At 45.8% G+C, this 13,043-nt stretch carries 11 protein-coding genes and 4 tRNA genes; all 15 read right to left on the bottom strand.

Annotated features, from left to right (window positions below; translation table 11 throughout):
- Positions 1–54 precede the first annotated feature (54 nt).
- The 15 genes from rpoB to topA all read right to left on the bottom strand — a co-directional run bounded on the left by rpoB (position 55) and on the right by topA (position 12,936).
- Complete coding sequence (rpoB, locus tag GYX26_RS03905) at positions 55–4,236, bottom strand: DNA-directed RNA polymerase subunit beta (protein ID WP_100090171.1); 4,182 nt, start codon at positions 4,234–4,236, stop codon at positions 55–57.
- A gap of 187 nt (positions 4,237–4,423) precedes the next feature.
- On the bottom strand, positions 4,424–4,795 hold the full coding sequence (rplL, locus tag GYX26_RS03910) for a 50S ribosomal protein L7/L12 (RefSeq protein WP_174828190.1): 372 nt from the start codon (positions 4,793–4,795) through the stop codon (positions 4,424–4,426).
- Positions 4,796–4,849: 54 nt separating this feature from the next.
- Positions 4,850–5,350: a 50S ribosomal protein L10 gene (gene rplJ / locus GYX26_RS03915; protein WP_174828191.1), complete on the bottom strand. Its 501-nt coding sequence runs from the start codon at positions 5,348–5,350 to the stop codon at positions 4,850–4,852.
- 274 nt (positions 5,351–5,624) lie between these two features.
- Positions 5,625–6,320 (bottom strand): 50S ribosomal protein L1, encoded by a 696-nt coding sequence (rplA, locus tag GYX26_RS03920; RefSeq protein WP_100090168.1) that lies wholly within the window; start codon positions 6,318–6,320, stop codon positions 5,625–5,627.
- Positions 6,321–6,752 carry a 50S ribosomal protein L11 gene (gene rplK / locus GYX26_RS03925; RefSeq protein ID WP_037406890.1) on the bottom strand — a complete coding sequence of 144 codons (432 nt, stop codon included), beginning with the start codon at positions 6,750–6,752 and terminating at the stop codon, positions 6,321–6,323.
- Positions 6,753–6,878: 126 nt separating this feature from the next.
- The gene (gene nusG, locus GYX26_RS03930; RefSeq protein WP_025329893.1) at positions 6,879–7,412 is read right to left on the bottom strand and encodes a transcription termination/antitermination protein NusG; all 534 of its coding nucleotides are present in this window, start codon (positions 7,410–7,412) and stop codon (positions 6,879–6,881) included.
- Positions 7,413–7,414: 2 nt separating this feature from the next.
- A complete protein-coding gene (gene secE, locus GYX26_RS03935; RefSeq protein WP_100090167.1) occupies positions 7,415–7,867 on the bottom strand; it encodes a preprotein translocase subunit SecE in 453 nt (150 codons plus the stop codon).
- A 62-nt stretch (positions 7,868–7,929) separates the two neighbouring features.
- Positions 7,930–8,005: transfer RNA gene (locus GYX26_RS03940), tRNA-Trp, on the bottom strand.
- A gap of 8 nt (positions 8,006–8,013) precedes the next feature.
- Positions 8,014–9,204: an elongation factor Tu gene (gene tuf / locus GYX26_RS03945; RefSeq protein WP_100090166.1), complete on the bottom strand. Its 1,191-nt coding sequence runs from the start codon at positions 9,202–9,204 to the stop codon at positions 8,014–8,016.
- A 38-nt stretch (positions 9,205–9,242) separates the two neighbouring features.
- A tRNA-Thr gene (locus tag GYX26_RS03950) sits at positions 9,243–9,317 on the bottom strand.
- Positions 9,318–9,338: 21 nt separating this feature from the next.
- Positions 9,339–9,412: transfer RNA gene (locus GYX26_RS03955), tRNA-Gly, on the bottom strand.
- A gap of 39 nt (positions 9,413–9,451) precedes the next feature.
- A tRNA-Tyr gene (locus tag GYX26_RS03960) sits at positions 9,452–9,535 on the bottom strand.
- 112 nt (positions 9,536–9,647) lie between these two features.
- Positions 9,648–9,902: a YfhL family 4Fe-4S dicluster ferredoxin gene (locus GYX26_RS03965; protein WP_100090165.1), complete on the bottom strand. Its 255-nt coding sequence runs from the start codon at positions 9,900–9,902 to the stop codon at positions 9,648–9,650.
- Positions 9,903–10,000: 98 nt separating this feature from the next.
- Entirely contained in the window at positions 10,001–10,564 is a 564-nt protein-coding gene (rsmD, locus tag GYX26_RS03970) for a 16S rRNA (guanine(966)-N(2))-methyltransferase RsmD (RefSeq protein ID WP_174828192.1), read from the bottom strand.
- 77 nt (positions 10,565–10,641) lie between these two features.
- Positions 10,642–12,936, bottom strand: a complete 2,295-nt coding sequence (gene topA, locus GYX26_RS03975) for a type I DNA topoisomerase (protein WP_174828193.1) — start codon at positions 12,934–12,936, stop codon at positions 10,642–10,644.
- Positions 12,937–13,043: the final 107 nt, after the last annotated feature.

Raw genomic sequence — 13,043 nt, forward strand, 5'->3', positions numbered from 1 at the left:
TGCTCCTGACGATGCCGCATGCAGTATCTACACACTGCATGCGACCGGTGTCGGTTAGTAACGTTCCAAATCCATATCCAAGCCCAAAGAGCGAATCTCTTTCAGTAACACATTGAAAGATTCCGGCATGCCGGCGTCAATCTTGTATTCGCCTTTAACGATGTTTTCATACATTTTGGTACGGCCGGTAACGTCATCTGATTTCACAGTCAACATTTCCTGCAAGGTATAAGCAGCACCATAAGCTTCCAGTGCCCACACCTCCATCTCACCAAAACGCTGACCACCAAACTGAGCTTTACCACCTAGTGGCTGCTGTGTTACCAGACTGTACGGACCAGTTGAACGGGCATGCATTTTCTCATCAACCAAGTGGTGCAGTTTGAGGTAGTGCATTACCCCTACCGTTACCTTACGGTCAAAGGCTTCACCGGTACGGCCATCATACAGTGTCATCTGGGTACGGGTATCGTTGAAACCCAGTTTCTGGATTTCCGGATCGTCTTCCGGATAGGCCAGCGCCAGCATGTTTTTGATTTCGGATTCTTCCGCACCATCAAATACCGGCGTAGCTACAGTCATCCCTTTACGCAGATGTTGTGCCAGATTGATGATTTCTTCGTCATTAAACTGCGACAGATCTTCTTTCTTGCCACTACTGTTGTACACCTTCTCAAGGAAAGCACGAATATCATCAGCAGCACGTTTTTCCGCCAGCATGCGGTCAATCCGTTCACCAATACCTTTGGCTGCCCAGCCCAGATGCACTTCCAGAATCTGACCGATATTCATACGACTTGGTACACCCAGCGGGTTCAGCACAATATCCACTGAACGGCCATCAGCCATGTACGGCATGTCTTCAACTGGCAGAATGCGAGATACCACACCCTTATTACCATGGCGGCCAGCCATCTTGTCACCGGCTTTCAGACGACGTTTGATGGCAATAAATACCTTAACCATCTTCTGTACACCCGGTTGCAATTCATCACCCTGGGTAAGTTTTTTCTTCTTGATTTCATACATGGCATCTGATTCTTCATGTTTGGCCTGCAAACTTTCTTTAATCAGCTCTACCTGTTTGGCGATACTTTCATCGCTCAGACGAATATCAAACCAGTCGTGCCGGCTCGGCAATGATGCCAGATAGTCTTTAGTAACTTCTGCACCTTTAGCCAGTTTTAAGGGGCCGCCATTAACCTTTTGTCCCAGAATCAGGCGTTCAATACGATCAAATGCATCATCATTGAAAATGCGCAACTGATCAGTCAGGTTCTGACGATAGCGTTTCAGCTCAGCATCAATAATCGCTTTGGCACGTTTATCACGTTCAATGCCTTCACGAGTGAATACCTGTACATCAATAACGGTACCACTCATGCCAGTAGGCATACGCAAGGAAGTATCTTTTACATCACTGGCTTTTTCACCAAAAATAGCTCGCAACAGTTTTTCTTCTGGAGTGAGTTGAGTTTCACCTTTAGGTGTTACTTTACCCACCAGTACATCACCGGCTTCTACTTCTGCACCGATGTAAACAATACCAGACTCATCCAGACGATTCTGCATGCGTTCAGACAAGTTCGGGATATCACGGGTAATTTCTTCTGCACCCAGTTTGGTATCACGGGATACCACATTCAATTCTTCGATATGAATGGAAGTATAACGATCGCCAGCAACTACCCGTTCTGAAATCAGAATTGAGTCTTCATAGTTGTAACCATTCCATGGCATGAAAGCAATGGTCATATTCTGACCCAGTGCCAGCTCACCCAAATCAGTAGAAGCACCATCGGCAATCACATCACCGCGAGCAATAACGTCGCCTTTCTGTACAGCCGGACGCTGATTGATGTTGGTAGACTGGTTGGAACGGGTGAACTTCACCAGATTGTAAATATCCACACCTACTTCACCAGCGGTAGCTTCGTCATCATTGACACGTACCACAACACGGTTGGCATCGACATACTCAACCACACCGCCACGGCTGGCCGCAATAGCAGTAGCACTATCAATTGCAACTGAGCGTTCAATACCTGTACCTACCAGTGGTTTTTCTGCACGCAGACAAGGTACTGCCTGACGTTGCATGTTGGCACCCATCAAAGCACGGTTCGCATCATCGTGCTCAAGAAACGGAATCAGAGAAGCCGCCACAGAAACCACCTGACCGGTAGCCACGTCCATATACTGTACGCGGTCTGGTGTCGCCATAATGGTTTCACCTTTTTCACGACAGGTTACCAGATCACCGATAATACGGCCTTCTTCATCCAGATCGGCATTAGCCTGAGCAATGACAAAGCGGCCTTCTTCGATTGCAGACAGATAGTCAATATCATTGGTTACCTTACCATCCACTACACGGCGATAAGGTGTTTCCAGAAAACCATATTTATTGGTACGGGCATAAACAGCCAGTGAATTAATCAAACCAATATTCGGGCCTTCTGGCGTTTCAATCGGACATACGCGACCATAGTGGGTTGGATGTACGTCACGCACCTCAAAACCAGCACGTTCACGGGTCAGACCACCCGGGCCCAAGGCAGATACACGACGCTTATGGGTTACTTCAGACAGCGGGTTAGTCTGGTCCATAAACTGTGATAACTGACTGGATCCGAAAAATTCCTTAATGGCCGCAGAAACCGGTTTGGCATTAATCAGGTCATGTGGCATCAGATTTTCTGATTCAGCCTGATTCAGGCGTTCTTTTACGGCACGTTCCACACGTGACAAGCCACTACGGAACTGGTTTTCAGCCAGCTCACCAACCGAACGCACGCGACGGTTACCCAAATGGTCAATATCATCCACTTCACCATGACCGTTGCGTAATTCTACCAGCGTGGCAATTACAGATACGATATCTGGGATGGTCAGCACATGATTGCCTTCTTTATCGGCATCGACAAAAGTCTGCGTCATCAGGCGGCCATACCAGGATTCTTGCTGTGCTTCCAGCAATTTTTGCTGATAGGTACGTGTGTTGAATTTCATCCGGCCAACGCGTGACAGGTCATAACTGTCTTCGCTGAAAAACAGACGGTTAAACAACGCTTCTACTGCATCTTCGGTTGGTGGTTCACCCGGGCGCATCATGCGATAAATGGCAATACGCGCAGCCTGCTGACCCTCGGTTTCGTCCGTACGCAGGGTATTGGAAACATAACCACCCTGATCCAGATCATTGATATACAGAGTAGAAATCTCCTTAACTCCCTGAATATCAAACTGTGCCAGTAATTCTTCGGTGATTTCATCATTGGTTTTGGCCAGTACTTCACCAGTATCAGGCACAATGACATCAGCAGCCAGCACCTTGCCAATCAGGCTTTCCGGTTCAACTTCCAGCCATTTAATGTCAGCAGCAACAATGTCACGGATATTTTTGGCATTGATGCGTTTACCCTTCTGTACCAATATTTTACCGTCTTTATCGACCAAGTCGAATTTGGCAGTCTCACCTTTCAGGCGTGACGGTATCAGATTAGTGTGCACACCATCTCTAGATAAGAAGTACTGTTCTTTGTCATAGAACATATTCAATATCTGTTCCGGTGTGAAACCTAGGGCTTTCAGCAAAATTGTCACCGGCATTTTACGGCGACGGTCAATACGGAAATAAAGCAGATCTTTCGGATCAAACTCAAAATCAAGCCATGAACCACGGTAAGGAATAATACGAGCAGAAAACAGTAATTTACCTGAAGAGTGTGATTTACCGCGATCATGCTCAAAGAATACGCCTGGTGAACGGTGCAACTGCGACACAATCACACGCTCAGTACCATTGATAATGAATGAACCACTAGGTGTCATCAGCGGAATTTCACCCATGTATACTTCATTTTCACGAACTTCTTTAACCACATTCGGTTTGGATGACTCTTTGTCTAAAATTACCAGACGAATTCGCGCACGCAATGGAGCAGCATAAGTAATGCCGCGTAATTGGCACTCTGGAATATCGAACAGAGGTTCACCTAGCACATAATGGGTAAATTCCAGACGGGCATAACCGTTATGACTAACAATTGGGAAAATAGACTGGAAGGCTGCCTGAAGACCAGTATCAGCACGTTGGTCAAAAGGAGTTTCCATCTGCAAAAACTGCGTATAGGAATCCAACTGTGTAGCTAATAGAAACGGTACTTCCAATACATTGGCACGTTTGGCAAAGCTTTTACGGATACGTTTTTTTTCAGTAAAAGAGTAGGACATGAACAGTCTCCAGTAGGGAGGTTTGGCAAGTAAGGTTTTATAAATACTCAGACAACTATCAAAATAAATATAGTAAAATTAAGTAAATTATAGGTATTTTTGTAAATATTTATAAAACTTCACTTAGGTTAGACAAGCGAAAGCAGGCTGGTAGCCTAAGCTACCAGCCTGTAAAACACAACTGAGATTACTTGATTTCGACAGAAGCGCCAGCTTCTTCCAGTTGTTTTTTGATGTCATCGGCTTCAGCCTGAGAAACACCTTCTTTAAGGGTTTTAGGAGCGCCGTCAACCAGATCTTTAGCTTCTTTCAGACCCAGGCCAGTGATGGCACGAACAACTTTAATCACGCCAACTTTTTGTGCACCGGCAGAAGTCAATACTACGTCAAACTCAGTTTTTTCTTCAGCGGCAGCAACACCATTAGTACCAGGGCCTGAAACAGCCAGAGCAGCTGCAGAAACACCGAATTTTTCTTCAAAAGCTTTAACCAGGTCGTTCAATTCCATAACGGTCAGGTTACCAACTGCTTCCAAGATGTCTTCTTTAGTAATAGCCATGCTATTAAACTCCAATAATTGAGAATGAAAATTTAAATATATAAGGGATGAAAATTATGCAGCTTCTTCGCCAGCTTTTTTCTCGGCCAGAGCAGCAAGTGCACGGGCAAAGCCAGAAACAGGTGCTTGCATAATACCCAGCAATTTCGCCAGCAATTCGTCGCGGCTCGGAATAGAAGCAAGTTCTGTAACCTGAGCAACATCAAGCAACTCACCATTATATGAGCCTGCTTTTAGCACGATTTTTTCATCTTTTTTCGAGAACTGGTGCAGTACTTTTGCAGCAGCAACCGGGTCTTCAGATACCGCATAAACCAAAGGACCAACCATCTGGTCAGCCAGGCCTGCGAATGAAGTACCTTCAACAGCGCGACGGGCTAATGTGTTTTTCAACACATGCAGGTATACACCTGCCTTACGAGCATTGGCACGCAGTTCGGTCATGCTAGCAACACTGATACCACGATACTCGGCAATAACCATAGTTTGTGCATTAGCGATGGCTGATGCAATTTCGGCTACGGCTGCTTGCTTGGTTTCAATATTGAGACTCAAGGTCTACCTCCCACTGTTTTTAAACAGAGCAATACAAGTATTACTCCACCCAGCGCGGCAACCCAAAAAGACATCCATAAGCAGAGCTTACACAAGATTATCTGGGACTACCGTCTGCGTAGGGTAATTTTTAAAATCTGCATTATCAGCACAGATTCCCTACGGTCTTGGACATCTACTTATTTCTAAGTAGCCCGACATATAAATGTGACACACTTATATGAATTTTGATGGCAGTCTAAAATGAAACAGACTGCCAGTAGTAATATGCTTCTTAGCTATTTACAGAGGCACTGTCAATACGCAAGCCTGCACCCATGGTGCTGGATACTGCGATTTTACGCAGATATTGGCCTTTTGCAGCAGCAGGTTTGGCTTTAACAATTGCATCCAGAAGAGCATTGAAGTTTTCACGCAGATCAGCAGCTTCAAAAGAAGCACGGCCAATAGTTGCATGAACAATACCAGCTTTGTCAGTACGATACTGTACCTGACCAGCCTTGGCATTTTTTACAGCTTCAGCAACATTAGGCGTTACAGTACCTACTTTAGGGTTTGGCATCAGACCACGCGGGCCCAGAATGGTACCCAGCTGACCAACCACACGCATGGCATCAGGTGAAGCAATAACCACGTCGAAGTTCAGATTGCCTGCTTTTACTTCAGCAGCCAGATCATCAAAACCAACCACGTCAGCACCAGCTGCTTTGGCAGCTTCGGCATTGGCACCCTGAGTAAATACAGCCACGCGTACAGTTTTACCTGTACCTTTAGGCAGTACTACTGAACCACGGATTACCTGATCAGATTTACGTGCATCCACACCCAAATTGAAAGACACATCAATAGATTCATCAAATTTGGCGGTAGCATTTGCTTTTACCAGATTCAATGCTTCATCAATAGTATACAATTTATTGGTTTCTACAGCAGCGCGAATAGCCTGCATACGTTTAGAAAGTTTTGCCATTTACACACCCTCCACATCTAAACCCATTGAACGGGCACTACCAGCGATGGTGCGCACAGCTGCATCCAGATCCGCAGCAGTTAAATCAGGCTCTTTGGCCTTGGCAATTTCTTCCAGTTGTGCACGGGTCACTTTACCCACTTTTTGTGTCAGCGGATTAGAGCTACCTTTTTGCAAACCAGCTGCTTTTTTCAGCAAAATAGAAGCTGGCGGAGTTTTCATCACAAAGGTAAATGATTTATCTGCAAATGCAGTAATCACTACCGGAACCGGCAAGCCAGGCTCTACATTTTGTGTAGCAGCATTAAATGCTTTACAGAATTCCATGATATTCAAACCGCGTTGACCCAAAGCAGGGCCTACCGGAGGAGATGGATTGGCTTTACCTGCAGGAATCTGCAGTTTGATGTAGCCTACAATTTTTTTTGCCACTTGATTTAGACTCCAAATAAACGGGTATGACGCAGCATTTGCTGCTTCCCAAAAGCAAGACCCGTGATTATAAAGAAAATTTCTTTTCCTTACAAGCACAGGTTAAGTTGTGTTGTATTCTTGCTGTTAAATTTTCTCTACCTGAGAAAATTCCAGCTCCACTGGTGTTTCACGACCAAATATCTGTACTGCAACGCGTAATTTGTTACGCTCGTAATTGACTTCTTCGACAACGCCGTTAAAGTCTTTGAATGGCCCTTCATTCACGCGTACTTGCTGGCCAACATCAAACAGTACTTTGGGTTTTGGTTTTTCCACGCCGCTTTGCACCTGATGCAAAATAGCATCTACTTCACGAGCAGAAATAGGTAATGGTTTATTGGCTGTTCCACCAATAAAGCCGGTTACACGCGGGGTATTTTTTACCAGATGCCATGAAGCATCGGTCATATCCATTTCTACCAGTACATAACCCGGAAAAAATTTGCGTTCGGTAATACTGCGGCGACCATTTTTTATATCCACCACTTCTTCAACCGGCACCAGTATCTGACCAAAATACTCACCCATTCCTTCGCGCTCAATGCGCTCTTTCAAGGTTTTCTGGACATTTTTTTCAAAACCGGAATAAGCGTGTACAACGTACCACTGTTTTGCCATGATTAACTCCTCTTCATAAAGATGTCGAATAACAACCATGAAATCAGGCTGTCAACACCCCAAATAAATATCGACAAGACAGCTACAAATATTAGTACAAACAAGGTCATGCGCAATGCTTCATTGCGCTCGGGCCACACTACTTTCCTGGCTTCCGACACACTGTCACGCACATAGGCAGTCAGCTCACGCCCGCCAGTACTCCAGAAAAATACGATTACGATGGCCGCTACTACTCCTACTAATGGAAATAGATAACGGATGTAAAGTGGTAATTGCGCATTCAAAGCATAGAATGCCATGATACCAGCGGCAATTAGTATGGCTGATAGGATATATTTGAGAAAATCAAAACGCTTGTTGCGTTTGATTTCCAATTGCTGCTGTTGTCTGGCTTCAGCTTTTAATTGCGCTTTGGTTTTGGTTCCCACATCTTTCGATGTTTTGTTGTCCATACAACCACCTTTTGATTAATACAAAAAAGACTAACCGACCTATGGCCGATTAGTCTGATTTTTGGCAGGCCAGGAGGGTCTCGAACCCCCAACCCTCGGTTTTGGAGACCGATACTCTACCAATTGAGCTACTGGCCTACAAAACTTTAAGCGATAACTTTAGCAACCACACCGGCACCAACTGTACGGCCACCTTCACGAATCGCAAAGCGCAAGCCTTCTTCCATCGCAATCGGGTGAATCAATTCTACATCGATGGTTACGTTTTCACCTGGCATTACCATTTCCACGCCTTCTGCCAGACTTACTGCTCCTGTTACGTCAGTAGTACGGAAATAGAATTGTGGGCGGTAGTTTGCGAAGAATGGAGTATGACGACCACCTTCTTCTTTGCTCAATACGTAAACTTCTGCTTTGAATTTGGTGTGCGGAGTGATGCTGCCCGGTTTTGCCAATACCTGACCACGTTCTACTTCTTCACGTTTGGTACCACGCAACAATACACCTACGTTGTCACCTGCCTGACCTTGATCCAGCAGTTTGCGGAACATTTCCACACCGGTACAAGTGGTTTTTTGGGTCTCTTTCAGACCTACGATTTCAATTTCGTCGCCTACATTGATTACACCACGTTCTACACGGCCGGTAACCACGGTACCACGACCTGAAATTGAGAATACGTCTTCAATCGGCAACAGGAATGGTTTGTCTACTGCACGTTCCGGAGTAGGAATGTAGCTGTCTAATGCATCTGCCAAAGCCATGATTGAAGCTTCACCGATGTCAGAAGTATCACCTTCCAGTGCTTTCAGTGCAGAACCTTTAATCAATGGAATGTCATCACCAGGGAATTCGTAGCTAGACAGCAGATCACGGATTTCCATTTCTACCAGTTCCAGCAACTCTTCGTCGTCTACCATGTCGCATTTGTTCATGTAAACGATGATGTAAGGTACGCCTACCTGACGAGCCAGCAGGATGTGCTCACGAGTTTGTGGCATCGGACCGTCAGCAGCAGAAACCACCAGAATGGCGCCGTCCATCTGTGCAGCACCGGTAATCATGTTTTTCACGTAGTCAGCGTGTCCCGGGCAGTCAACGTGTGCATAGTGACGCTCTGCGGTTTCGTATTCTACGTGTGAAGTATTAATGGTAATACCACGGGCTTTTTCTTCCGGGGCATTGTCAATCTGATCGTAGGCTTTCGCTGCACCACCAAATTTTTTGGACAGAATGGTACAAATTGCAGCGGTCAGTGTGGTTTTACCATGGTCAACGTGACCGATGGTGCCAACGTTTACGTGCGGTTTGCTCCGCTCGAATTTTTCTTTAGCCATGGCTACTTCCTATCTAAAGATGATTAGTTTAATTCAGGTGGTGCCCATGGACAGAATTGAACTGTCGGCCTCTCCCTTACCAAGGGAGTGCTCTACCCCTGAGCTACATGGGCATACGGCGGTATTTACTTATCTGGAGCGGGTGAAGGGAATCGAACCCTCACCGTAAGCTTGGAAGGCTTCTGCTCTACCATTGAGCTACACCCGCATACTTACTTAAAAACTACTCCAAGTAAGACTGGAATTTTGGTGGAGGGAGAAGGATTCGAACCTTCGAAGCTTTCGCAACAGATTTACAGTCTGCCCCCTTTGGCCGCTCGGGAATCCCTCCAAAAGAGAACGGCATGATAATGTTCATTTGCATCTTCGTCAAGTCTATTGAGCAATTTTTTTTGCCCAAAATAATAATTAACTGTTTCAAATGCATTTCAGCCGGAATAAATTTACTCCTTTTCTGCCATTAGCTGCTGATATTTCGCTTCCAGCTCTGCTTCGCTTTCAGGGTGCTCTTCATCAATGATGATGCAGTCTACCGGGCAAACCTGCTGGCACTGTGGCTCATCATAATGTCCAACACACTGGGTACAACGCTCCGGGGTGATTTCATAAATCTCATCACCCTGATAAATAGCGTTGTTTGGGCACTCGGGCTCGCACACATCGCAGTTAATGCACTCATCTGTTATCAAGAGTGACATATTTTTCCTTTATCGTTAAATTTAACTCAAAACCATTGGGCGCGGATTATAACATTATTTTGCCTCTACCCCGGTTAGCGGCTATCTGTTTATGCCATCTATTCGTTGCGGTAAGTTAATAATTCAAAACGGCTTATACCTGACTTTCCCTCTCGCAGCAGCTGCCAGCCTGCTGGTAATGTGGGTAATGTACTGCTTTCCAGATAGACACGTGCCTGTGGCTGCAGATGCGGGACAATGGCGTCTAAGAGCTCATGCCATTGCTGCCAGACATAAGGCGGATCAAGAAACACTACGTCAAAATGCTGACGGTTATTCGCGAGAAAACTCTGTGCATCAGTACAGATGAGCTCTACCTGACTAAAATTCAATTGTTGCAGATTGTTTTTTATTGCAGCTGCCACCTGACGATTTTTTTCTATCAGGGTAACTGTTCTGGCTCTTCTGGAAGCAGCTTCCAGCCCCATCACTCCGCTACCGGCAAAAAGATCCAGTACAGCCATACCGGTTAAGTCCTGTCCTAGCCAGTTAAACAGACGTTCACGCACACTATCGGCAGTCGGGCGCAGGCCATCAGCAGTCGGAAAGGTTAATTTACGACCCCGGTGTGTGCCACCAATGATACGCACCTGATTGCGATGCTGTTGCTGTACTTTTGCCACGTGAGTTTACTCCGATAAAAAAGACTTTCAGGCATTCTGAAAGTCTCGATAAATTTAATTACTTTGAGGTGCCTGTTTTATTCTTTTGGTGCAGGCGGTTCAATTTGTTCCGTATAACCACATTCTTTTTGCGGACACACTTTTTCGGTGCCGCGTCGCTTGGTGGTTTTGATGGTTAATATTGGCCAACTACATTGCGGACAGGGCTCATTAATTGGTGGATTCCACACTGCATAGTCACAATCCGGATAGGTATTACAACTATAAAATAGCTTTCCATAGCGGCTTTTACGCTCAATGAGGTTGCCTTTATGGCATTTCGGACATTCAATGCCGGTGTCTTTGGGTTTTTCCAGTGGCTCAATATATTTACATTTGGGATAATTGGCACAACCAATGAATTTGCCATAACGTCCGCGCTTGTAAACCAGCTGTCCTTCACACTTCGGACAGTTGCGCCCTTCTACTACGGTAGGCTCTTCTGCCGCCTTGGCCGCTTCTTCGGCAGTTTCATTAACGTTACGGGTGTAGTCACACTCTGGGTAGCCGCTACATGCTATAAAACGACCCCGTTTACCAAATTTAATCTGTAATTGGTGTGCACTACATTTGGGGCAGATTTCATCCAGATTTTCGGCGGTGAGCTCTGCACGCGGAATATCTTCCTTGGCCTTGATTTCTTTATCAAAGCCTTTCCAGAATTGTTGCATTACTGGCTTCCATTCCCGTTTGCCGCCGGCAATGTCATCCAGCTGGTTTTCCAGTCTGGCAGTAAAATTGTAATCTACATACTGGCCGAAATGCTCAGTCAGGAATTTGTTGACTACTTCACCGGTATCAGTAGGCAGAAAACGCTTCTGTTCCAGAGTAACGTATTCACGTTCTTTCAGTGTGGAAATAATACTGGCATAGGTTGATGGCCGGCCGATACCATATTCTTCCAGTGCTTTAACCAGACTGGCTTCAGAGTAACGTGGTGGTGGCTGGGTAAAATGCTGTTCGCCAAAAATTCTGTCGACCGGCAGATTGTCGCCTTCATGCAGTTCTGGCAATTTTTTGGCATTTTCTTCATCTTCGCTGTCGTCCACGCCTTCTTCGTATACGCTGAGAAAACCGGCAAAAGTCTGTACCTGACCGGTTACTCGGAAGATACCTTTACCAACGACAATATCGACGCTGGTAGTATCAAAACGGGCAGGCGCCATTTGGCAGGCTACTGCACGCTGCCAGATCATCTGATACAGGCGAAACTGGTCAGCAGTCAGAAAAGGTTTTACTTCTTCTGGCGTACGATAGACTGAGGTTGGGCGAATAGCTTCGTGCGCTTCCTGTGCATTTTTGGATTTGGTTTTGTAAATCTTCGGTGCAGACGGCAGATATTCGCTGCCAATTTTATGGTCAATATAATGGCGTATTTCAACTACGGCATCGTCGGACAGGCTAACTGAGTCGGTACGCATGTAGGTAATCAGCCCCACTGCACCCTGTCCGACATCCACACCTTCATATAATTGCTGGGCAGTACGCATAGTACGGTCTGTAGTCATGCTCAGCTTGCGTACTGCTTCCTGTTGCATGGTTGAAGTGGTAAAAGGAGCAGCTGGATTCCGGCTGCGCTTTTTCTTTTCCACTTTGGACACATGTGCCTGCTGTCCGTCCAGTGCATTTACAATTTCCTGCTGCTGGGCTTCATCTGGGATATCAAACTGTTCCAGTTTCTGCCCCTGCCAGTGGGTTAATTTGGCGGTAAATTTGGTACGCGCCTTATGGCTGTCCAGATGTACAGTCCAGTATTCCTGGGCAGTAAATTCGCGGATTTCCTGCTCACGCTCACAAATCATGCGTAACGCCGGACTTTGTACTCTGCCAGCAGACAAACCACGGCGAATTTTTTTCCATAATAGTGGCGACAGATTAAAGCCAACCAGATAATCCAGTGCTCGTCGTGTCTGTTGTGCATCTACCAGTGTTTGTGACAGTTCACGCGGATGAGCAACGGCCTCCAGCACGGCTTTTTTGGTTACTTCATGGAATACTACCCGCTTTGGATGCAGGTTTTTCAACCCACGCTTGGATTTGAGTATCTCCTGTAAATGCCAGGAAATGGCTTCACCTTCCCTATCCGGGTCGGTGGCCAGATACAGTGCATCTGCTTCTTTGGCCGCAGCAACAATGGCATCCAGATGTTTGGCATTGCGGCTGACAAGCTGATATTTCATGGCAAAGTCATTTTCTGGATCCACGGCACCACTTTTGGGCACCAGATCGCGCACATGGCCATAAGAAGCCAGAATTTCAAAATCGCTGCCTAAATATTTTTTCAGCGTCTTGGCTTTAGATGGAGATTCAACAATCAACAGGTTTTTTGCCATTCGTTCAGGCTCACATTCGTAATTTAAGTATTTGTGATATGTTGTTAGTCTGGTTTATTCTAATAAATACGCTTGGACAAAGCAAAAAGCTTTCAGACGTACTGACT

Source organism: Snodgrassella sp. ESL0253 (assembly GCF_013344965.1).
GTDB lineage: Bacteria > Pseudomonadota > Gammaproteobacteria > Burkholderiales > Neisseriaceae > Snodgrassella > Snodgrassella alvi_B.